The sequence below is a fragment of the Streptomyces sp. NPDC034037 genome (assembly GCF_055575715.1).
The window spans coordinates 101,579-122,746 of the sequence record NZ_JBVISC010000013.1 but is presented as its reverse complement, the minus strand read 5'-3'; the positions used below and the strand labels follow the sequence as shown (position 1 = coordinate 122,746).

The 21,168-nt window shown below is 71.3% G+C and carries 17 protein-coding genes and 1 riboswitch; of the genes, 6 read left to right on the top strand and 11 right to left on the bottom strand.

From position 1 onward, the window contains the following. Nucleotides 1–83: 83 nt before the first annotated feature. Entirely contained in the window at nucleotides 84–518 is a 435-nt protein-coding gene (locus ACZ516_RS32280) for an Rrf2 family transcriptional regulator (RefSeq protein ID WP_469013157.1), read from the bottom strand. A gap of 124 nt (nucleotides 519–642) precedes the next feature. Here ACZ516_RS32280 and ACZ516_RS32275 point away from each other — a divergent pair, with 124 nt between their 5' ends. Continuing rightward, the gene (locus tag ACZ516_RS32275; protein WP_469013156.1) at nucleotides 643–1,392 is read left to right on the top strand and encodes an SDR family NAD(P)-dependent oxidoreductase; all 750 of its coding nucleotides are present in this window, start codon (nucleotides 643–645) and stop codon (nucleotides 1,390–1,392) included. Nucleotides 1,393–1,679: 287 nt separating this feature from the next. On the opposite strand, the gene ACZ516_RS32270 is transcribed toward ACZ516_RS32275, so the two are convergent. The 4 genes from ACZ516_RS32270 to ACZ516_RS32255 form a co-directional block, all read right to left on the bottom strand. Then, entirely contained in the window at nucleotides 1,680–2,366 is a 687-nt protein-coding gene (locus ACZ516_RS32270; protein ID WP_469013154.1) for a GntR family transcriptional regulator, read from the bottom strand. A 189-nt stretch (nucleotides 2,367–2,555) separates the two neighbouring features. Next, a complete protein-coding gene (locus ACZ516_RS32265) occupies nucleotides 2,556–3,359 on the bottom strand; it encodes a M23 family metallopeptidase (RefSeq protein WP_358581490.1) in 804 nt (267 codons plus the stop codon). A gap of 13 nt (nucleotides 3,360–3,372) precedes the next feature. Next, a riboswitch (cyclic di-AMP (ydaO/yuaA leader) is annotated at nucleotides 3,373–3,533 on the bottom strand. Between the two features lie 283 nt (nucleotides 3,534–3,816). Further along, a complete protein-coding gene (locus tag ACZ516_RS32260) occupies nucleotides 3,817–5,202 on the bottom strand; it encodes a M16 family metallopeptidase (protein WP_469013152.1) in 1,386 nt (461 codons plus the stop codon). After that, the gene (locus ACZ516_RS32255) at nucleotides 5,199–6,566 is read right to left on the bottom strand and encodes a M16 family metallopeptidase (RefSeq protein WP_358912344.1); all 1,368 of its coding nucleotides are present in this window, start codon (nucleotides 6,564–6,566) and stop codon (nucleotides 5,199–5,201) included. Before ACZ516_RS32255 ends, ACZ516_RS32260 begins: the two co-directional genes overlap by 4 nt. A 225-nt stretch (nucleotides 6,567–6,791) precedes the next feature. Here ACZ516_RS32255 and ACZ516_RS32250 point away from each other — a divergent pair, with 225 nt between their 5' ends. After that, nucleotides 6,792–9,245, top strand: a complete 2,454-nt coding sequence (locus ACZ516_RS32250; protein ID WP_361076601.1) for a DNA gyrase/topoisomerase IV subunit A — start codon at nucleotides 6,792–6,794, stop codon at nucleotides 9,243–9,245. A gap of 8 nt (nucleotides 9,246–9,253) precedes the next feature. On the opposite strand, the gene ACZ516_RS32245 is transcribed toward ACZ516_RS32250, so the two are convergent. Both ACZ516_RS32245 and ACZ516_RS32240 read right to left on the bottom strand, forming a co-directional pair. Then, complete coding sequence (locus ACZ516_RS32245; protein ID WP_469013148.1) at nucleotides 9,254–10,531, bottom strand: CobW family GTP-binding protein; 1,278 nt, start codon at nucleotides 10,529–10,531, stop codon at nucleotides 9,254–9,256. 254 nt (nucleotides 10,532–10,785) lie between these two features. Next, nucleotides 10,786–11,961, bottom strand: a complete 1,176-nt coding sequence (locus ACZ516_RS32240; RefSeq protein WP_361076595.1) for a citrate synthase/methylcitrate synthase — start codon at nucleotides 11,959–11,961, stop codon at nucleotides 10,786–10,788. A gap of 120 nt (nucleotides 11,962–12,081) precedes the next feature. Here ACZ516_RS32240 and ACZ516_RS32235 point away from each other — a divergent pair, with 120 nt between their 5' ends. The 4 genes from ACZ516_RS32235 to ACZ516_RS32220 all read left to right on the top strand — a co-directional run bounded on the left by ACZ516_RS32235 (nucleotide 12,082) and on the right by ACZ516_RS32220 (nucleotide 16,818). Further along, entirely contained in the window at nucleotides 12,082–13,362 is a 1,281-nt protein-coding gene (locus ACZ516_RS32235; protein WP_469013146.1) for a citrate synthase family protein, read from the top strand. 37 nt (nucleotides 13,363–13,399) lie between these two features. After that, on the top strand, nucleotides 13,400–14,320 hold the full coding sequence (locus ACZ516_RS32230) for a sucrase ferredoxin (protein ID WP_469013144.1): 921 nt from the start codon (nucleotides 13,400–13,402) through the stop codon (nucleotides 14,318–14,320). Nucleotides 14,321–14,470: 150 nt separating this feature from the next. Then, nucleotides 14,471–16,144, top strand: coding sequence for a sensor histidine kinase (locus ACZ516_RS32225; RefSeq protein ID WP_469013141.1), 1,674 nt, complete (start codon nucleotides 14,471–14,473; stop codon nucleotides 16,142–16,144). Beyond that, nucleotides 16,141–16,818, top strand: a complete 678-nt coding sequence (locus ACZ516_RS32220) for a response regulator (protein WP_361076583.1) — start codon at nucleotides 16,141–16,143, stop codon at nucleotides 16,816–16,818. The genes ACZ516_RS32225 and ACZ516_RS32220 overlap by 4 nt, the downstream gene beginning before the upstream one ends. 31 nt (nucleotides 16,819–16,849) lie before the next feature. On the opposite strand, the gene ACZ516_RS32215 is transcribed toward ACZ516_RS32220, so the two are convergent. The 4 genes from ACZ516_RS32215 to ACZ516_RS32200 form a co-directional block, all read right to left on the bottom strand. After that, nucleotides 16,850–18,442 carry a solute symporter family protein gene (locus ACZ516_RS32215; protein ID WP_469013139.1) on the bottom strand — a complete coding sequence of 531 codons (1,593 nt, stop codon included), beginning with the start codon at nucleotides 18,440–18,442 and terminating at the stop codon, nucleotides 16,850–16,852. Then, entirely contained in the window at nucleotides 18,439–18,999 is a 561-nt protein-coding gene (locus ACZ516_RS32210) for a DUF485 domain-containing protein (protein WP_361077308.1), read from the bottom strand. Before ACZ516_RS32210 ends, ACZ516_RS32215 begins: the two co-directional genes overlap by 4 nt. A 116-nt stretch (nucleotides 19,000–19,115) precedes the next feature. Beyond that, nucleotides 19,116–19,862 carry a response regulator transcription factor gene (locus ACZ516_RS32205; RefSeq protein ID WP_469013137.1) on the bottom strand — a complete coding sequence of 249 codons (747 nt, stop codon included), beginning with the start codon at nucleotides 19,860–19,862 and terminating at the stop codon, nucleotides 19,116–19,118. Then, nucleotides 19,859–21,004 (bottom strand): sensor histidine kinase, encoded by a 1,146-nt coding sequence (locus ACZ516_RS32200; RefSeq protein ID WP_469013135.1) that lies wholly within the window; start codon nucleotides 21,002–21,004, stop codon nucleotides 19,859–19,861. Before ACZ516_RS32200 ends, ACZ516_RS32205 begins: the two co-directional genes overlap by 4 nt. Between the last annotated feature and the right edge of the window lie 164 nt (nucleotides 21,005–21,168).

Genomic DNA, 21,168 nt, shown 5'->3' with positions numbered 1-21,168 from the left:
TCTTGAGGCGTCTCCAGCAGATGGCTGTTCGTCGGCCTGGGCATGGATGGGGGCCTTGGTGATGTCAGGGCGCAACGGGGAGGCTAGCGAGGTGCCGCGAGTACGTCCCGGAGTACGTTCGCGAGCGTGACGCGGGCCAGCTCGTGCCTCAGGGTCTCCTCGATGCCCTCGTAGACGCTGCGCATCGCCGGCTGGATGCCGTGGCCCACCACGCATCCCTGGTCCGGGGTGGTGCGGTGCATTGCGAACAGCGGGCCGGGTTCCACTGCCTCGTACACGTCGAGCAGGGTCATCGACTCCAGCTCGCGCGCCAGCGACCAGCCCGCGCCCACGCCCCGCCGGGACTCCACGAGCCCGGCCCCGCGCAGCTCGCCGAGCAGCCGTCTGATCACCACCGGATTGGTCTTCGCGCTGGTCGCGATCTGCTCGGAGGTCGCGACCTCATGGCCCTGGCGCTGGTAGAGGCCGATCCAGACCAGCGCGTGGGCGGCGATGGTCAGCCTGCTGTTGGCGCTCATGGACTCCTCCTCTCGGTCGCGACGCTCCATGTTACCCGCAGTCGTAACAGTGAAGGTTGCAACAGCCTGTCGTAACAATTAACGTTGCGACTGCCGGGAAGGGTCAATCAACGAGGTGAGAAGAATGAGCAAACCACTCACGGGCAAAGTCGCCCTGGTCACCGGGGGGTCGCGCGGACTGGGAGCCGCGACCGTACGACTGTTGGCCGAGCAGGGCGCCGACGTCGCCTTCACCTACGTCAGCTCCGAGAAACGGGCGCAGGCCGTCGTCGACGAGGTGCACGCCAAGGGAGCCAAGGCCGTCGCCTTCCAGTCCGACCAGGCGGACACGAGCCGGGCGCCAGCGCTGATCGACGACGTGATCGCGCACTTCGGCGGCCTGGACATCCTCGTCAACAACGCGGCGATCTCCGTGGCCGGCACGGTGGACGACCCCGATGCCGACACCACCGCACTGGACCGGATGCACGCCACCAACTACCTCGGCGTGATCGCCGTCATCCGGGCCGCCTCCCGAGTGCTGCGTACGGGCGGTCGCATCATCACGGTGAGTTCCGGACTGGGCTCCCGGGTCGGCGCCCCCGGCCTTGCCGACTACGCGGCGACCAAGTCCGGGATCGAGAGGTACACCATGGGCGTCGCACGCGACCTCGGGCCCCGGAACATCACGGCCAACGTCGTGGAGGCCGGACTGATGGAGGGCGGCATGCAACCGCCGGACCCCGAGACCCTCAAGGCCCTGGTCAGCTCGCTGTCCCTGCAACGCATGGGGCACCCCGACGAAATCGCCGCGGCGATCGCCTTCCTGGCGAGCCCCGCCGCGTCGTACGTCACGGGCGCAGTGCTGGACGCCCACGGCGGCTACAACGCCTGAACCCGAACCCCTGCCCCGCGCCCCGAAGGACACCGCGCCTTCGGGGCGCGCACCACCAACGACCCGCGTATGCGTGGACACGCCCAAGAAGCCCGGTTCGTAATCGTGTGACGAGCTCTTAAAGGAAATCCGGCGCGGTTCGGTGTGATCCGGCGCGTGCGGCGCGTGCCCCGCGTTCCAAAATTCACGCAGAATTGATGTCCCCGAATAGCGCCGCCCCGAGTAGATGTCCCCGAATAGCGCCGCCCCGAGTAAAGGCGCCCTACGACTTGTATACGGCACGCGCGTTAATTCCGAAGGCTCACCGTGTTGACGGGATGTTGCGGCTCCCTCACACGGCCCGCGCTCGCCGAACGGCGCAATCGGTGCGCGCCCGCGGTCCGCTCCATGTGGTCGCAGGTGAGCGCCCTGGCCCGCTCGCCGTCCCCGCGGCCCACCGCGTCCACGATCGCCGCGCGCTGCGCCCACGCGTCGAACGGCGCCGCCGGCGGCTCCACCACGTACATCCAGGCGATCTTGTGCCGGAGCTGGGCGAGCAGCGCGATGAGGCCGGGGCTGACGGAGGCCTGGGCGAGCGTCTCGTGGAACCAGCCGCTCAGTGACCGCAGATCCTCCCCTTGCCCCCGCCGCGCGCGCTCCTGGCCGAGCCTGACGAGGCCGCGCAGGACCTTGAGGTGCGCCTCGGTGCGGCGCCGGGCCGCGCGGGCGGCCGCGAGCGGTTCGAGCAGCATGCGCAGTTCCAGGAGGTCGGCCGCCTCCTGCTCCGTGGGCTCGGCGACGCAGGCGCCAGCGTGTCGGCGCGTGACGACGAACCCCTCGGCCTCCAGGGTGCGCAGTGCCTCGCGCACCGGAACGCGCGAGACGCCGTAGCGGCGGGCCAGAAGCTCCTCGGTGAGCCGGCCGCCCCTTTCATGGACACCGGAGACAATGTCGTCCCGGATGGCCGTGCACACCGAATGCGCGGGAATACGCATGACCGGACCTCCGCCTTAATCCCCGCGAAACGCGGTCGACCGACGCTCGTTCGGCAACTCTATTGCAGAGTGCCGGAATTACCGACGGCGGGCCGCAATCCATGGATATCTTTTGGCCAAGCGCGGAAGGACCGGAAAAGCGCGAAGGCCCCGGCTCGCAGGAGCCGGGGCCTTCGGTGTGCCGGGAGGTCAGACGTTGACGCCGTGCGAGCGCAGGTACGCCACGGGGTCGATGTCCGAGCCGTACTCGGGGCCGGTGCGGGCCTCGAAGTGGAGGTGCGGGCCACTGGAGTTGCCGGTGGAGCCCGAGAGGCCTATCTGCTGGCCCGGGGTGACCGTCTGACCGACGGTGACACCGAGCGAGGACATGTGGCCGTACTGGGTGTACGTGCCGTCGTTCATCTTGATGACGACGTTGTTGCCGTACGCGCCGCCCCAGCCGGCCTCGACGACGGTGCCCGCGCCGACCGCGTGGACCGGGGTGCCGGAAGCGGCGTGGAAGTCGACGCCGGTGTGGCTGCCGGAGGACCACATGGCGCCACCGGTCTGGTAGCCCGTGGAGACGTACGAGCCGGAGATCGGGGAGACGTAGGCGTTCAGGCGCTTGCGCTCGGCCGCGCGGGCGGCGCGCTCCTTGGCCTCGCGCTCCTCCTTGGCCTTCACCTTGGCCTCGGCCTCGGCCTTGCGCTTGTCCTCGGCGGCCTTCTTCTTGGCGGCCGCTTCGGCCAGCTTGGCGGCGGCGGCGTCCTCGGCCGCCTGGCGCTGCGCGGCGGCCTGGGCGTCGATGGTCTCGGCGAGCGAACCGCCCACGGAGATCGCCTGGGTGAGGCCGGTGTGCTCCACGGCCCCTTCGTCGACGGCGGCGAGCGCCGGAGCGGCCATGCCGCCGATGACGCCGGTGGTGGTCAGCGCGGCGACGCCCGCGACGTTCGCGGTCGTGCGGGTGAGGCGGCTGGGACGACGGTGCTTCCCGGTGGCACGGGTGAACGCCATGAAGCGGCTGATCCTTTCCTTCCTTCTCGCCTACCGGGTTAGCTGACGGGTTCGGAGCAGGAAGGTCTCCTACGAGCCCCTCACCTGACGGCAAGGTGCCCGATTCACCCCAAGGGACTGTGGGTCCCCGGCTCCCCTGGCTCGCGCCGTACGGGGACTCGGCGATGACTGCCCGGTGCCGCGGGTGCGACGTGGTGTGTGACGGACAGCCGGATCGAAGCTAAGCGCCCCCTCTTTCAATCGACAAACGGATCGACACTTTTGTTGCGCACGCCACACGGCAGACGGGCAACCGCCACACAAAGGCGGACATATGAGGCCCCGGCGACCGAACCGGTCACCGGGGCCTCGAAACGCGCTGATTCCCGCTCAGCCGCGGCTCACATTCGGCCACAACCTCTGGTCAGCCACAGCCTCTGGTTCAGCCGCAACCTCTCGTTCAGCCGCAACCTGTCGTTCAGCCGCTGACCACGCTCACCTCGCCGATGCCGAGCGCCCTGACGGGCTCCTCGATCTGCGCGGCGTCGCCGACGAGGATCGTCACCAGGTGGTCCTCAGGGAAGGCGCTCACGACGGCCGCGGTGGCCTCCACGGTGCCGGTGGCGGCCAACCGCCGGTACAGCTGTGCCTGGAAGTCGTCCGGCAGGTTCTGCTCGACCTGGTCGGCGAGCGTCGCGGCGACGGAGGCGGCCATCTCGTACTTGAGCGGGGCCACACCCACGAGGTTCTGCACCGCCACGTCGCGCTCCGCGTCCGTCAGGCCCTCCGCGGCGAGCGTGCGCAGGACCTTCCACAGGTCGTCGAGCGCGGGGCCCGTGGAGGCGGTGTCGACCGATCCGCTGATGGCGAGCATCGCGGCGCCCGTGCCGTCCGGAGCGGACCGCAGGACCTGGCTGAACGCCCGCACTCCGTAGGTGTATCCCTTCTCCTCGCGCAGGACGCGGTCCAGCCGGGAGGTGAGGGTGCCGCCGAGGCAGTAGGTGCCGAGGACCTGGGCCGGCCAGACCCGGTCGTGCCGGTCCGGGCCGATGCGGCCGATCAGGAGCTGCGTCTGGACGGCTCCGGGGCGGTCCACGATGACGACGCGGCCCGTGTCGTCGGCGGTGATCGGAAGGCTGGGGCGGGGCTCCGCCGTGCCGCCCGTCCAGGTGCCGACGGTGTCCGCGAGCACGGCGTCCAGATCGGTGCCCGTGAGGTCGCCGACGATCACCAGGGTGGCCGTCGCGGGGCGGACGTGCTTCTCGTAGAAGGCGCGTACGGCCGCCGAGTCGATGGCGCTGACCGTCTCCTCGGTGCCCTGGCGGGGCCGGGACATGCGCGTGCCGGCCGGGAAGAGCTGCCGGGAGAGTTCCTTGGCGGCGCGGCGCGCCGGGTTGGCGGCCTCGTGCGGGATCTCGTCCAGGCGGTTGCGCACGAGGCGCTCGATCTCGCTGTCCGCGAAGGCGGGGGCGCGCAGGGCGTCCGAGAGCAGGCCGAGCGCCTTCGGGAGGCGGGAGACCGGGACTTCGAGGGAGACCCGGACGCCGGGGTGGTCGGCGTGCGCGTCCATCGTGCCACCGCAGCGGTCGAGCTCGGCGGCGAACTCCTCGGCGGAGTGCTTGTCGGTGCCTTCGTTGAAGGCCCTCGCCATGATCGTGGCGACGCCGTCGAGCCCCTCGGGCTCGGCGTCCAGGGGCGCCTCCAGGTGCACCTCCACGGCGACGACCTGCTGGCCGGGGCGGTCACAGCGCAGCACCGTGAGGCCGTTGGGCAGGGCGCCTCGCTCGGGGGCGGGGAAGGCCCACGGCTTGGCCGTGCCGGCCTGGGGCTGCGGGTGGAACTGCATCGTCGCGGCCTCGCTCACTTCGCCGCCTCCTCTTCTTCGGCGTCCTCTTCCATGGCGTCCTCGGCCGGCCCGTCCGCGGTGGCCACGGGTTCGTAGACGAGCACCGCGCGGTTGTCGGGGCGCAGGCGGGCCTTGGCGACCTCCTGGACCTCCTCGGCGGTGACGTCGAGGACGCGCTGGACGGCGGTGAGGGCGAGCTGCGGGTCGCCGAACAGGACCGCGTACCGGCACAGTTCGTCCGCGCGGCCGGCGACCGTGCCGAGCCGGTCGAGCCACTCGCGCTCCAGCTGTGCCTGGGCGCGCTCCATCTCCTCCGGGGTGGGGCCCTCCGCGGCGAAGCGGGCGAGCTCCTCGTCGACGGCGGCCTCGATGACCGGGACCTCGACGTCGCCGGAGGTCTTCACGTCCAGCCAGCCGAGCGAGGGGGCACCGGCCAGGCGCAGCAGCCCGAAGCCCGCGGCGACGGCGGTGCGGTCGCGGCGCACGAGCCGGTTGTAGAGCCGGGAGGACTCGCCGCTGCCGAGGACGGTCAGCGCGAGGTCGGCGGCGTCGCACGCGCGCGTGCCGTCCTCGGGCAGGCGGTAGGCGGCCATCAGGGCGCGGGCCGGGACGTCCTCCTCGACGACCTCGCGCAGCTCCCGCCCGATGCGCTCGGGCAGGGAGCCGTCGCGCGGCGGCTGCTTGCCGTCGTGCGAGGGAATCGACCCGAAGTACTTCTCGATCCAGGCGAGCGTCTGCTCGGGGTCGATGTCGCCGACGACCGAGAGGACCGCGTTGTTGGGCGCGTAGTACGTACGGAAGAACGCGCGCGCGTCCTCCAGCGTGGCCGCGTCCAGGTCGGCCATGGAGCCGATCGGCGTGTGGTGGTAGGGGTGGCCCTCCGGGTAGGAGAGGGCGGTCAGCTTCTCGAAGGCGGTGCCGTACGGGACGTTGTCGTAGCGCTGCCGGCGCTCGTTCTTGACGACGTCGCGCTGGTTCTCCATGGACTCCTCGTCGAGCGCGGAGAGCAGCGAGCCCATCCGGTCGGCCTCGAGCCACAGGGCCAGCTCCAGCTGGTGGGCGGGCATCGTCTCGAAGTAGTTGGTGCGCTCGAAGCTCGTCGTGCCGTTGAGCGAGCCGCCCGCTCCCTGGACCAGCTCGAAGTGTCCGTTCCCCGGCACCTGCTGCGAGCCCTGGAACATCAGGTGCTCGAAGAGGTGAGCCAGGCCGGTACGCCCCTTGACCTCGTGGCGGGAGCCGACGTCGTACCAGAGGCAGACGGCGGCGACCGGGGTCAGGTGGTCCTCGGAGAGCACCACGCGCAGGCCGTTGGCCAGCCGGTGCTCGGTCGCTGTCAGGCCGCCGGAGCCGGCCTCGGCTGTGGCCGTGTGACCCATGGGCATGTACGTCCCTTCGATCGCTGGATCTTCGCTGGATCAGAACCGTTGCTGCCAGTCCTGCCACTGTATGCAAGCGTGCTGACACCTGACGACGTTCCCGGTCCGCTCAGGGCGTAGTCCCGGCCGTGACGTCGCCGCCGCACGGGTCGTGGTCGGCGTTGTCAGTGGGACGGTCCACAATGGTCGGCGTCAGAACCCGCACTTGTTGGTGAAGGAGCCGCAGCAGCGATGGCCCGCCGCAGCACGAAGACCCCGCCGCCCGACGACTCGTTCGAGGAGCGGATCCTCGACATCGACGTCGTCGACGAGATGCAGGGCTCCTTCCTCGAGTACGCGTATTCGGTCATCTACTCCCGGGCCCTGCCGGACGCCCGCGACGGCATGAAGCCGGTGCACCGCAGGATCGTCTATCAGATGAACGAGATGGGTCTGCGCCCCGACCGCGGCTATGTGAAGTGCGCCCGCGTGGTCGGCGAGGTCATGGGCAAGCTGCACCCCCACGGCGACGCGTCGATCTATGACGCGCTGGTGCGCATGGCCCAGCCCTTCTCCATGCGCCTCCCGCTGGTGGACGGCCACGGCAACTTCGGCTCGCTCGGCAACGACGACCCGCCGGCCGCCATGCGGTACACCGAGTGCAAGATGGCCGACGCCACCTCCCTGATGACGGAGTCGATCGACGAGAACACCGTCGACTTCGAGCCGAACTACGACGGCCAGGAGATGGAGCCCACCGCCCTCCCGGCGGCCTACCCGAACCTCCTGGTCAACGGCGCCTCGGGCATCGCGGTCGGCATGGCGACGAACATGCCGCCGCACAACCTCGGCGAGGTCATCGCCGCGGCCCGGCACCTGATCAAGCACCCGGGGGCCGACCTCGAGACGCTGATGAAGTTCGTGCCGGGTCCCGACCTGCCCACGGGCGGCAAGATCGTCGGCCTGACGGGCATCAAGGACGCCTACGCCTCGGGCCGCGGCTCCTTCAAGATCCGCGCCACGGTCGCCGTGGAGAACGTGACGGCGCGCCGCAAGGGCCTCGTCGTCACCGAACTGCCCTTCTCCGTGGGCCCCGAGAAGGTCATCTCCAAGATCAAGGACCTGGTCGGCGCCAAGAAGCTCCAGGGCATCGCCGACGTCAAGGACCTCACCGACCGCTCGCACGGCCTCCGCCTGGTCATCGAGATCAAGAACGGCTTCGTCCCGGAGGCCGTCCTCGAGCAGCTGTACAAGCTGACGCCGATGGAGGAGTCCTTCGGCATCAACAACGTCGCGCTGGTGGACGGCCAGCCGCTCACCCTCGGCCTCAAGGAACTCCTGGAGGTCTATCTCGACCACCGGTTCGACGTGGTGCGCCGCCGCAGCGAGTTCCGCCGCGGCAAGAAGCGCGACCGCCTGCACCTGGTCGAGGGCCTGTTGGTGGCCCTCCTCGACATCGACGAGGTCATCCGCCTCATCCGCTCCAGCGACAACTCCGCGCAGGCCAAGGAGCGGCTGATCGAGCACTTCTCGCTGAGCGACATCCAGACGCAGTACATCCTGGACACGCCGCTGCGCCGGCTGACCAAGTTCGACCGCATCGAGCTGGAGTCCGAGCGCGACAAGCTCAACGGCGAGATCGACGAGCTGACCGGCATCCTGGAGTCGGACGCCGAGCTGCGCAAGCTGGTCTCCTCGGAACTGGCCGCCGTCGCCAAGAAGTTCGGTACCGACCGGCGGACGGTTCTCCTGGAGTCGGCGGGCTCCCCGGCCGCGACGGTCTCGCTCCAGGTGGCGGACGACCCGTGCCGCGTGCTCCTGTCGTCGACGGGCCTGCTGGCCCGCACGGCCAACGGCGAGCCGTTCTCGGACGGCGAGACCAAGCGCGTCAAGCACGACGCGATCGTCTCGGCGGTGCCGGCCACGGCGCGCGGCGAGGTGGGTGCCGTCACGTCCCACGGAAGGCTGCTGCGCCTGTCCGTGGTGGACCTCCCGCAGCTGCCGGAGACGATGGGCGCGCCCAATCTCTCCGGTGGGGCGCCCGTCTCGGAACTGCTGCCCCTGAGCGGGGACGAGAAGCTGATCTGCCTGATGACGCTCGACGAGTCGTCGCCGGGACTCGCGCTCGGCACCGCGCAGGGCGTGGTCAAGCGGGTGGTGCCCGACTATCCGTCCAACAAGGAGGAGCTGGAGGTCATCACCCTCAAGGACGGTGACCGGATCGTCGGCGCGGCCGAGCTGCGCACCGGCGAGGAGGACCTGGTCTTCATCACGGACGACGCCCAGCTGCTGCGCTACCAGGCCTCCCAGGTGCGTCCGCAGGGCCGTCCCGCCGGCGGCATGACGGGCATCAAGCTCGCGGCGGGGGCGAAGGTCATCTCCTTCACCGCGGTGGACCCGGCGACGGAAGCGGTCGTGTTCACGGTGGCGGGCTCGCGCGGCACCCTCGACGACTCGGTGCAGACGACGGCCAAGCTGACGCCGTTCGACCAGTACCCGCGCAAGGGCCGCGCCACGGGCGGCGTGCGCGTCCAGCGGTTCCTGAAGGGCGAGGACTGCCTGAGCTTCGCGTGGGCGGGCCCGACGCCACCGCACGCGGCCCAGCGCAACGGCATGCCGGCCGAGCTGCCCGAGATGGACCCGCGCCGCGACGGCTCGGGCGTCTCGCTCGCGAAGCCGGTGGCGGCGGTCGCGGGACCGGTGTAGCCGCGGGTTCAGGCCGTGGGCCCGGCGCCGAGATCCTCGACGTCCGGTTCTGCGGCATACGGGTCTTCGCCATGCGGGTCCGCGGCATACGGGTCTTCGGCATGCGGGTCCGCGGCATACGGGTCCGCGGCGTGCGGGTCTTCGGCTTCGGGCCTCGCGGTGTCCGGGTCCGCGGCCTGCGGGTGGTCGGCGTCCGGTTCCTGTACGTAGCGCAGTACGCCCCACATGGCCTGCTCGTCGGCCTGCGGGGCGTACGCCCGACAGGCCTCCAGCTCCTCCTCCAGGGCCGGTACGTCGATGCCCGACCCGATGAGCACCAGCTGGGTCAGCCGCGGCTCGCCCGGAGCCCACGGCTGCGGATAGAAGCGCAGGAACCGCCCAACGGCGTGCACCTCGTACCGGTTGCGCGGGTCGGCGGCGCCGAAATCGACGTACCCCTTGATGCGGTAGAGCCCTTCGGGCCGGCTGTCGAGCAGGGCCATCAAGGGACGCGGCCCCAGGGGCACCTCGGAGCTGAAGGCGAGGCTCTCGTAGGCGGAGTGCAGGTGGTCGTGGTGCCCGCAGGCGTCCCCGGAGTCCGCGTGGCCTTCGGGGTCGGCGGCGTCGTCCGGCAGATCGTCGGAATCGTCCCGCAGATCGTCGAAGGAGAGTTGGCCGACCCGCTCCCCCACGGGCGCCCGGTCGAAGAACAGCTCCACGTCGACCCGCCCGAAGGAAGCGGCGACGACGGCCGCCCGCCCGGCGAGGCCGCGCACGACGCCGAGGACGCGCTCCTGCTCCGCCGGGGGCACCCGGTCGGCCTTGTTGACCACGACGAGATCGGCGATGCCCAGATGCCGGTCGAGTTCGGGATGCCGCTGCCTGTTGGCGTCGAACTCGGCGGCGTCGACGACCTCGACCAGCCCCCCGTACACGATGCGGGGGTTCTCGCTGGCGAGCAGCATCTTCACCAGCTCCTGCGGCTCGGCGAGCCCGCTCGCCTCGATGACGATGACGTCGATCCCGGCGGAGGGCCGGGCGAGCCGCTCCAGGTACTCGTCCAGCTCGCTCGCGTCCACGGCACAGCACAGACAGCCGTTGCCGAGCGAGACGGTCGAGTCGCCGAGCTGCCCCGCGACCGACATCGCGTCGATCTCGATCGAACCGAAGTCATTGACGATCGCCCCGATCCGGCTGCCACCGCTGCGGTGCAGGAGATGGTTGAGCAGGGTGGTCTTGCCGGAACCGAGGAATCCGGCGAGAACGATGACCGGGATCTGCTGCGTGTTCAACCGTGGGCCCCTCATACCGGCGTGCGTACGGATCGCGGCGGGGCGACCCGCCGGGCGAAAACCGGACCTCGGGTCCTCTCCGCCGGAATGCGGGCCTCGCCGGATCCCGTGTGGAAAGTGACGATCGCCCCAGGATAGGGCTGCCGGGACATGCCGCGAAGTGAACGACTGCCAGCGGCGCGCGGGGGACACGCGTCTGACAGGGCGCCCCGGTCCTTGTGGCGCTTGCGGGGCTCGCGGGGCTTGCAGTTCCTACGGCTCGCGCATCGTCAGTCGGCTGTCGGCACCGGCTGGGGTGCGGGCGGGCCCACATAGCGGGCCGCGGGCCGAATGATCTTCGAATCCCGCGCCTGCTCCAGGATGTTGGCGCTCCAGCCCACCACTCGCGCCGAGGCGAACGTCGGGGTGAACATTTCGCGCGGCAACCCGCACAGCTCCATGACGACCCCGGCGTAGAACTCCACGTTCGTGTGCAACTCACGTCCCGGCTTCAGCTCCGCCAGGATCGCCTCGACGTGCCGCTCGACCTCGATCGCGAACTCCACCATGTCGCCGCCGAATTGCCGTGCGATGTCCCGCAGCATGCGTGAGCGGGGGTCCTCGGTGCGGTAGACGGGGTGCCCGAAGCCCATGATGCGGTCCCCGGCGAGGACCCGCTCGCGGATCCATCCGTCGATGCGGTCACGGCTCCCGATCGCGTCGAGGGTGTCCAGGGCCCGGCTCGGCGCCCCTCCGTGCAACGGCCCCGACAGCGCCCCGACCGCGCCCACCAGGCAGGCCGCCACATCGGCGCCGGTGGACGTGATGACCCGGGCAGTGAACGTCGAGGCGTTGAACCCATGGTCAATGGTTGAGATCAAGTACTGCTCGATGGCCCGCGCCCGGCCGGCGTCCGGTTCCGAACCGGTGAGCATGTAGAGGTAATTGGCGGCGTAGGACAGGTCGTCCCGCGGCTCCACGGGTTCGAGGCCCTGGCCGAGCCGGTACAACGCGGTGAGCAGCGTCGGCACGACGGCGGACGCGGCCAGGGCGTCGGCGCGGCGACGGTCCTCGCCGATGTCGTACACCGGACGGAAGCCCTTGGACGCCCCGAAGAGCGACAGGGCGGTGCGCAGCCCGGAGAGCGGCCCCGACAGCGCACTGGCGCGGGCGATGGCGGGCAGCGCCTCGCGGACCTCCTCGGGCAGACGGCGCAGTGAGGCGGTCCGCGCGGTGAAGGCGGCGGCCTGTCCGGCGTCCGGCAGCTCTCCGTGGAACATCAGGTGCCAGACGTCCTCGAAGCTGCGGCTCTGCGCGAGCTCGACGGCCGAGTACTGGCGGTAGTGGTAGAAGCCTTCGTATCCCCGCACGTCGCCGAGTTCCGTCTCGGTGACGACGACACCCGCGAGTCCTCGTGGGACCTCGACCGGTGCGGTGGGGGTGGCGGCGGAGCCATTGATCGGCATGTTGTTCCTCGACTTCCTCCCTGGACTTGATTCGACTGTCCATGCTTGACTGAGACGTTGTCAATATTGATTAGATCAATACAGACATCCAGATGTCGGGATACGGATACGGTGTCGCCCATGACGGATCACGGAACCGCGCAGGACGGCCGACGGCGGCTGAGCACCAGAGAAGCCGCCGAGTTGCTCGGCGTGAAGCCCGAGACCGTGTACGCGTACGTGAGTCGCGGCCAGCTCAGCAGCCGACGCGGGCCGGGCTCACGGGGCAGCACGTTCGACGCCGGGGAGGTCGAGGCGCTGGCCCGCAGAAACCGACGGGCCCCCGCCGCCACGACCACGGGCGACGAACTCTCCGTACGCACCCGCATCACGCTCATCGACAGCGATCGCTACTACTTCCGAGGTGTGGACGCCACCGAGCTCGCGCTCACGCACTCCTACGAGGAAGTCGCCGAGTGGCTGTGGACCGGCGTCCTGAGCCCCGGCGTCCGCTTCACCGCCCCCGCCGACACCGTCTCGGCGGCCCGTCGCGCGGTGAGCGCGCTGCCCGAGCACAGTGGACCGGCGGACCGGCTGCGCGTGGCGGCCATCGCGGCCGGAGCCGCCGACCCACTCCGCTTCGACCTCTCCGAAGAGGCGGTCATCGGTACCGCGCGCACGCTGATCCCCACGCTCGTCGCCGCGCTCCCGCCCATCCTGCCCACCCACCGGGACGAAGGGCCGCTGGCCCGGCGGCTGTGGGGCCGGCTGAGCGGCGTCAGGCCCGACGAGGCCGCCCTGCACGCCCTGGACACCGCCCTCGCGCTGCTGGTCGACCACGACCTCGCCGCGTCGACGCTCGCCGTGCGGGTCGCCGCCTCGGCGCGAGCCCACCCCTACGCGGCGGTGTCGGCGGGGCTGGGCGTCCTGGAGGGCCCGCTGCACGGCGCGGCCAGCGGGCTCGCCCACCGCATGCTCCTCGACGTGCTCGACCGGGGCAGCGCGACGCCCGTGGTGGCCGACGAACTGCGCGCGGGCCGCCGCGTCCCCGGCCTCGGCCACCGCCTCTACCCCGGCGAGGACCCGCGCGCGCAGGCGCTGTTCGGCCTCCTGGAGGTGCTGCCCAAGGCGGGCCCCGCCCTCGCCGCGGCCCGCGACGTGGTGGCCACCACCGCCCGCCACACGGACCTGCGGGCCAATGTCGACCTCGCCCTGGCCGTCCTGACCGCCTCCTCCGGGATGCCGGCGGAGGCGGGCGAGACGATCTTCGCGGTGGCCCGTACGGCGGGCTGGATCGCGCATGCCCTGGAGGAGTACGGCGAGCGGCCGCTGCGGATGCGTCCCAGCGGCCAGTACGTCGGCGTGCGCCCGCCCCGGCCAATGCCATCTTCTTCGTCGGCGGACCTCTCCGAAGAGGCCTGATCCACCGCGGCAGGGGACGCAAGTTAGGCTCGCCTGCGTGAGTACGTGCGCGACCGCCTCGCGGGACCTGGACGAGCCCCTCGCGGGAACCGCGGCCACCGCCAGGACCTGGCTCCTGGTGGAACAGCCGGGGCCCTGGGGCGCCAAGGCGCTGACGTCCAGCCGTCTCGACCCCGAGGTCGGCCGCGCCCTGGAGAAGGCCGCCGAAGGCACCGGCGTGCGGATCGCCCTGATCCGCCGCCCCGAGCGCCACGCGGACTGCCACACGCCGACGCGGCAGCAGGTGTACGTGGCGCACACCGTCCCGGGCCGCACCTGGCTGCGCTCCCGGGTGACGGAGGACCCCAGGGAACTGCTCGACCTCGATTTCGCGGCTCTCGGCGCGGGGGACCACGGCGGCTTCGGCACCCCGCACACGGGCGCCCCTCTGGCCCTCGTCTGCACCAACGGCAAACGGGACCGCTGCTGTGCCCTGCTAGGCCGGCCCCTCGCCGCCGAGCTGGCCGCCACCGGTGAAGAGGGAGTGTGGGAGATCACTCATCTGGGTGGCCACCGCTTCTCCCCCACGCTGCTGGTGCTGCCGTACGGCTACGCGTACGGCCGGATCGGGGCACCCGCCGTCAAGGAGATCCTCGAAGCGGTCCGCGCGCAGCGTGTGGTCACCGAGGGCTGCCGAGGCAATTCCGCCTGGGAGCGGCCCGGGCAAGCAGCCGAACTGGCCGTACGCGCATCGACGGGCGAGGACGCCGCAGGGGCCCTGACCGTCGCCGGGACCGACGGCGCCGCCCCGCGCTGGGAGGTGACCGTGGCGCACGGGGATGGACGCCGGTGGCAAGTGACCGTGGCCCAGGGCCCCGCACAGCCGCCCCGCCCGGAGAGCTGCGGCGCGGCTCTCAAGACCCCGGCGCGGATGGACGTGGTGGCGGTACGTCCCCTTACGGGGTTCACGCCGGAGTGACTCGGGGGACGCACCGCGCGGCGGCCGTCGGGATCCGCCTCGCGGAGATCCGCCGCTCAGAGAGTGGCCGGATCCGGACCACGGTGGTTGACGAGATCCCTGCCACAGTGGCTTCGGCGTAGCCCGCCACCGGCCGTACCGTTCGTACACATGAGCCCCGCCCCGTCCGCGCGACGCCTCCGTCTCGGTCTGCCGCGACGCGTGTTCTCGCAGGTCCTGCTGATGCAGCTGGCGATCGCCGCCGGGGTCGCCGTACTGGCCACCGGGCTCTTCCTCGCCCCTCTCGGCGACCAGCTGGACGACCAGGCGATGCGCCGCGCTCTGGCCATCGCCCAGACGACGGCCGCCCATCCACGGCTCGCCGAGGAGCTGAGATCCTCGCCGCCCACGGGCGCGGGGCCCGTCCAACGTGAGGCCGACCGGATCCGCCGGGCCAGCGGCGCCGAGTACGTCGTGATCATGAACAAGGACGGGGTGCGCTGGTCCCACCCCGACCGGACCCAGATCGGCGAGGTCGTCTCCACCGACCCGAGCGACGCCCTCGCCGGCCACGACGTCATGGAGATCGACAACGGCACCCTGGGCCGCTCGGCCCGCGGGAAGGTGCCGCTGCGCGACGCCGAGGGCGTCATCGTCGGCGCGGTGTCCGTCGGCATCGCGTACGACAGCGTGCGGGCCCGCCTGATCCACTCCATTCCCGGACTGCTCGCCTACGCGGGCGGGGCACTCGCCGTCGGCGCGCTCGCCGCGTATGTGATCTCGCGCAGGGTGCAGCGTCAGACCCGCGACCTGGCCTTCTCCGACATCTCCGCGCTCCTCGCGGAGCGTGAGGCGATGCTGCACGGCATCCGCGAAGGGGTCGTCGCCCTGGACCGGAGCGGCAGGATCCGGCTGCTCAACGACGAAGCGGAACGCCTCCTGGGCCTCGGTGCCGAGGCCCTCGGCCGGCCGCTCGACGACGCACTCGGCCCAGGGCGTACGACGGACGTACTCGCCGGCCGCGTCACCGGCACCGACCTGCTGACCGTGCGCGGCCGGCGCGTTCTGCTCGCCAACCGCATGCCCACCGACGACGGCGGCGCCGTCGCCACCCTGCGGGACCGCACGGAACTGGAGCAGCTCGGCCGCGAACTCGACTCCACCCGCGGCCTCATCGACGCCCTGCGCGCCCAGGACCACGAACACGCCAACCGCATGCACACCCTCCTCGGCCTGCTCGAACTGGAGATGTACGAGGAGGCCGCCGAGTTCGTCGGCGAGGTGGCCGGCGCCCACCGCGTGACCGCCGAGCAGATCACGGAGAAGATCCGCGATCCGCTGCTCGCGGCCCTACTGGTCGGCAAGGCGACCGTGGCCGCCGAACGAGGGGTCGCGCTCTCCGTGCCCCGGGACACGGCGCTGCCCGACCGGCTCATCGACCCGGGCGGGCTCGTCACGATCGTCGGGAATCTCGTGGACAACGCGGTCGACGCCGCCGCGGGCGCGGGCAGCCCCCACGCGCGCGTGGAGGTCGCCGCCCGCGCCGAAGGCCGCTCCCTCGTCCTCCGGGTGCGCGACACCGGCCCCGGAGTGCCCGCCGAGCTGCGAGAGACGATCTTCACGGAGGGCTGGACCACTAAGGAGCCGCCGGCGCACGGCAAGCGGGGAATCGGCCTCCCCCTGGTGCGCAGGCTCGCCGAACGGCAGGGCGGCAGCGCCCGGGTCTACGAAGCGCCCGATGGAGGCGCGGAGTTCACCGTGATCCTGCCCGAAGCACTCACGGAACCCGCGCTCGCCGCCACGGAGGAGTCAACATTGATCGAGGGCACGGAGACGACACGGTGATCGATGTCCTCGTCGTGGACGACGATGTCCGGGTCGCGGACGTCAACGCCGCTTACGTGGCGAAGATCCCCGGCTTCCGGGTGGCGGCCAAGGCCCACAGCGCCACCGAGGCGCTGCGGCTCATCGATGTCGCCCCCGTCGATCTGGTGCTGCTGGACCACTATCTGCCCGACGGGACGGGTCTGTCGGTCGTACGTACGTTGCGTGAGCGCGGGCACCAGACCGACGTGATCATGGTGACCGCCGCCCGCGATGTCGCCACCGTGCAGGCAGCAATGCGGCACGGAGCACTCCAGTACCTGGTCAAGCCGTTCTCCTACGCGGGGTTGCGCGCCAAGCTGGACGCGTATGCGACGCTGCGCCGCACCTGGGACGGCGGGGGTGAGGCCGAGCAGGCCGAGGTCGACCGGATCTTCGGCGCGCTCTCCGCGACCCCGGCGACGGAACTGCCCAAGGGCCACTCCCCCACCACCGCGGAGCTGGTGCGCCGGGCGCTGATGGCGGCGGAAGGCCCGCTCTCCGCGCAGGAGTTGGCCGACCGGACCCGGTTGAGCCGGCAAACGGCGCAGCGCTATCTGAAACTCCTGGAGCGCACGGGCCGGGTCAGGCTCAGCCTCAGGTACGGCGACACGGGCCGCCCGGAGCATCGTTACGCGTGGTCGCCCGGCGCCTAGGACGGCGTGAGGGACGCCCCGAAGGGTCTCGTCACGCCGCTCCCGCGCCGGTCAGCGACCGCACCTCCGTCTCCGCGTGTTTGGCCTCGTCCGCGGGCTCCCGCGAGGTCACCGTGCCGAACCAGCCCGCGAGGAAGCCCAGCGGGATGGAGACGAGCCCCGGGTTCTCCAGCGGGAAGTACTGGAAGTCCACCCCGGGGAAGAGGGAATGCGGCCCTCCGGAGACCACCGGCGAGAGCACCACCAGCGCCAGCGCGGGCAGCAGCCCCCCGTACACCGACCACACCGCCCCGCGCGTGGTGAAGTTCCGCCAGAACAGCGAGTAGAGCAGCACGGGCAGATTGGCGGACGCGGCGACCGCGAAGGCGAGGCCGACCAGGAACGCGACGTTGAGATCGCGGGCCAGCAACCCGAGGCCGATCGCGACCACGCCGATTCCCGCCGCGGCGACGCGCGCGACGGTCACCTCACTGTGCGGCTCGGCGCCGGGCCGCCGCAAGGAGGCGTACAGGTCGTGCGCCACCGACGCGGAGGACGCGAGGGTGACCCCGGCGACCACGGCCAGGATCGTTGCGAAGGCGACGGCGGCGACGATCGCGAACAGAACCGTGCCGCCCGTGGAGCCCTCGCCGCCGCCCAGGTCGAGCGCGAGCAGCGGAACCGCCGTGTTCCCCGCGGCGTTCGAACCGCGCACCGCCTCCGGGCCCACGAGCGCGGCCGCCCCGAAGCCGAGCACGATCGTCATCAGGTAGAAGCCGCCGATGAGGCCGATGGACCAGACGACCGACCGACGCGCGGCCCGTGCGGTCGGCACGGTGTAGAAACGCGACAGGATGTGCGGCAGCCCCGCGGTGCCGAGCACGAGCGCGAGCCCGAGGCTGATGAAGTCGAGCCGCGCGGTCCAGTCACCGCCGTACTTCAGCCCGGGCGCCAGGAACCGCTCTCCGTGGCCGCTGCGCTCGGCTGCGGTGCTCAGGAGCTGGCCGAAGTCGCCGTGGAAGCGCGCCAGGACGAGCACGGTCAGCGCGACCGTGCCCCCCATCAGCAGGACCGCCTTCACGATCTGGATCCAGGTGGTGGCCCGCATCCCTCCCAACGACACGTAGATCACCATGAGCGCGCCGACGCCGACCACCGTCCAGGTCTGCGCCGCGCCGCTCGTCCCGCCGAGCAGGAGCGCGACCAGCGAGCCCGCCCCCACCATCTGCGCCACCAGATAGAGAACGGAGACGGTCACCGAGGAAGTTCCCGCCGCGATCCGCACCGGCCGCTCCCTCATCCGCGAGGCGACGACGTCCGCGAGCGTGAACCGGCCGCAATTGCGGACCAGTTCGGCCACCAGGAACAGCACGACGAGCCATGCGACCAGGAAGCCGACCGAGTAGAGCAGCCCGTCGTACCCGAAGAGCGCGATCAGTCCCGCGATACCGAGGAAGGAGGCGGCCGACATGTAGTCACCGGCGATGGCGAAACCGTTCTCCATCGGGGAGAAGAGCCGCCCGCCGACATAGAACTCCTCAGCCGTACCGTGCCGGTCACGGCTCGCCCACGTCGTGATCGCCAGCGTGACGGCCACGAAGGCACCGAACAGCAGCAGGGCGAGTGTCTGGTGATCGCCGGTCATCGCTCGCCTCCCTGCTCGGGCACCACGCCGCGCTCCCGCCGCCGCTCCACCTCGCGGCCCTGCTCCCGCTCCTGCTCGAAGACGGACCACCGCAGATCGAGCGCCGCGCGGTCCCTGCGCAGCCGTGCGTGCCGGGCGTACGCCCAGGTCAGCAGGAACGTTGTGCCGAACTGTCCGAGACCGGCCAGCAGCCCCACATTCACCGCCCCCACGACGGGGTGCGCCATCAGCCCGGGCGCCGCCGTCGCGGTCACGACGTACGCCACGTACCAGGTGAAGAAGAGGGCGACCGTCGGGAAGACGAACCTCCGATATCGGCTGCGTACCTCCTGGAAGGCATCGCTGCGTTGGACCTCCAGGTAGATGTCGGCAGCGCTCTCGCTCGCACTCCGCTGCCCGGCGGCACCCCTCGGCGCCACCACGGCTGCCGACGCGCCCGTACCGTCCGGCTCGCCCCACCCGGAGGCGGGCGAGTCGTGCCAGGGGTCTTTCGGATCACCGGCCCTGCGCCGGTCCGGGACGATCCGGCCCTGCTCGACATCGGGCCCGTCGCGCATCTCCACCGAACTCTCCTTGTCCGCAGCGCTGTTCGGCCGCGTGCCCAAGGATGGGCAGATCGTGTGGTTCCGAGACACTTCTCCCGGTGCTCTTCACCCCATCAGGTGAAGCTTCGTCAGGTACGAGCACGCCCCGGTGGCGTGACGAGCCCGTGGTCATAGGCGTAGCGGACGGCCTGGGCACGGTCCTTGAGGCCGGCCTTCGCGAAGAGGTTGTTGATGTGTGTCTTCACCGTCGCCGTGGAGACGTGCAGCGCGCGGGCGATCTCGTGGTTCGACATGCCCTCGGCGATCAGGACGAGCACCTCCGTCTCCCGCGCGGTCAGGTCGTCGGGCGGCTCCCCGGCGCCCACGGGTTCCGGCTCCGACAGCCGCTCCAGAAGCCGCCGTTGGATCCGTGGGGAGAGCCCGGCGTCACCCGAGAGGACGCTCTCGACCGCCCGCACGATCTCCTCCCCGCCGGCGTCCTTGGTGAGATAGCCGCGGGCACCCGCCTTGAGCGCCGGGAACAGCGAGTCGTCGTCGGCGTAGGTGGTGAGCACGACCACTTGGGTCCCCGGATACCGGGCGCGGATACGCCGGGTGGCCTCCGCCCCGTCGCAGCGAGGCATGCGCAGGTCCATGAGCACCACGTCCGGGGAGAGTTCGCCGACCAGGCGTACGGCTTCCTCGCCGTCGCCGGCGGAGCCGATGACCTCGATGCCGGGCAGCAGCCCGAGCAGCATCACGATTCCCTCGCGTACGACGGTCTGATCGTCGACCACGATCACCCGCGCGGGTGGTCTGCCCTCCGCCGCTCGCGCCACTTCCGGCCCTTCGCCCCGCTCGCCGGTGGTTCTTGCGGCGCCTTCGTTCCACGTCATGTCGGCACCTTCAGCGTCACCACGAAGCCCTCCTCGCCCGGCCCAGCCTCCAAGGACCCGCCCAGCAGCTCAGCCCGCTCACGCATCCCGAGCAGACCGTACCCGGCGCCGGAAGCGGCGAGTTCCCCCGGCGACCGCCCGCCCGAATCCCGCACGTCCAGCAGCACTTCGCGCTTCCCGTACTCCAGGCGCACCTGGATCTTCGCCCCGGGCGCATGCTTGCGGACGTTCGTCAGGGCTTCCTGCGCCACTCTGCGGACCGCCTGCGACGCCTCGGCGGGCAGGGGGCGCGGCTCCCCGGTGACAGCGACCGAGGCGTGGTCGGCCGTGACCAGTTCGCGCAGGAAGTCCTCGACCGGGGTCATCTCCCCGCGCAGCGCGGACAGCGCCTGTCTGGTCTCGGCGAGTCCTTCCCTGGCCATGGAGCGCGCCGCCACGACCCGGTCCAGGATCTGCTGCTTGGTCGCATCGCCTTCGATCAGCAGTCGGGCCGCCTCCAGGTGCACGAGTTGCGCGGAGAGGCTGTGGGCGAGCACGTCATGGATCTCGCGGGCGATGCGGCCCCGTTCGGCGAGCGCGGCCGACTCCGCCTCCGCGGCCCGCGCGGCCCGCTCCTGGACCAGCAGCCGGTGGTTGTTGCCCCGTGCCTCGGCGTCCAGCCGCAAGGTGTACCCGGCGAGCACGAGCCCGATGATGGTGAGCACCGTGACGAGCCAGCCGTCGTCGGTGTACACGGCGTACCCGGTCATCGCCGCCAAGACGCACGGTGCGCCCGCGACGAGCGGCAGCCGCTCCATCGCGGAGACGGCCGTGCCGCACCACAGCACCAGGGCCGGCACGCGCCAGCCGCCAAGATCGGCGGCAAGCGCAGCGCCTATGAGCAGCGCCATCAGCCCCAGGGAAGGCCACACCCGGTGGTCGAACGAGACACGGAAGAACGCCCACCCCGCGCAGGAGACCGCCGCCACCACGGCCAGACCGGCCGCCAGGTGCCAGCCGCGGTTCTCATGGAAGGCGTCCCACATCAGGATGCCGAGGACCACCACGCGCACGATCCGGGCGAACCACAGCCTGGCAAGGCTCATGCCCGCCCAGGTCAACGCCTCTCGGGAAGGCCATCTCGTCCACCGGTCCCAGCTCACACGGGGTCCTTCCCCATCGGCTCGTACGCCGCGTCCGCCATACCGTACGCCGGGCGCCGGGCGCCGAGCTGCGTCGGTGAGAGCTGACATGGCTGCCTCCGTGCGAGGGGAAGGAAGGGCCGATCCGAGGGACGTGAGCAGGATCGATGCCTTCGACGCTACGG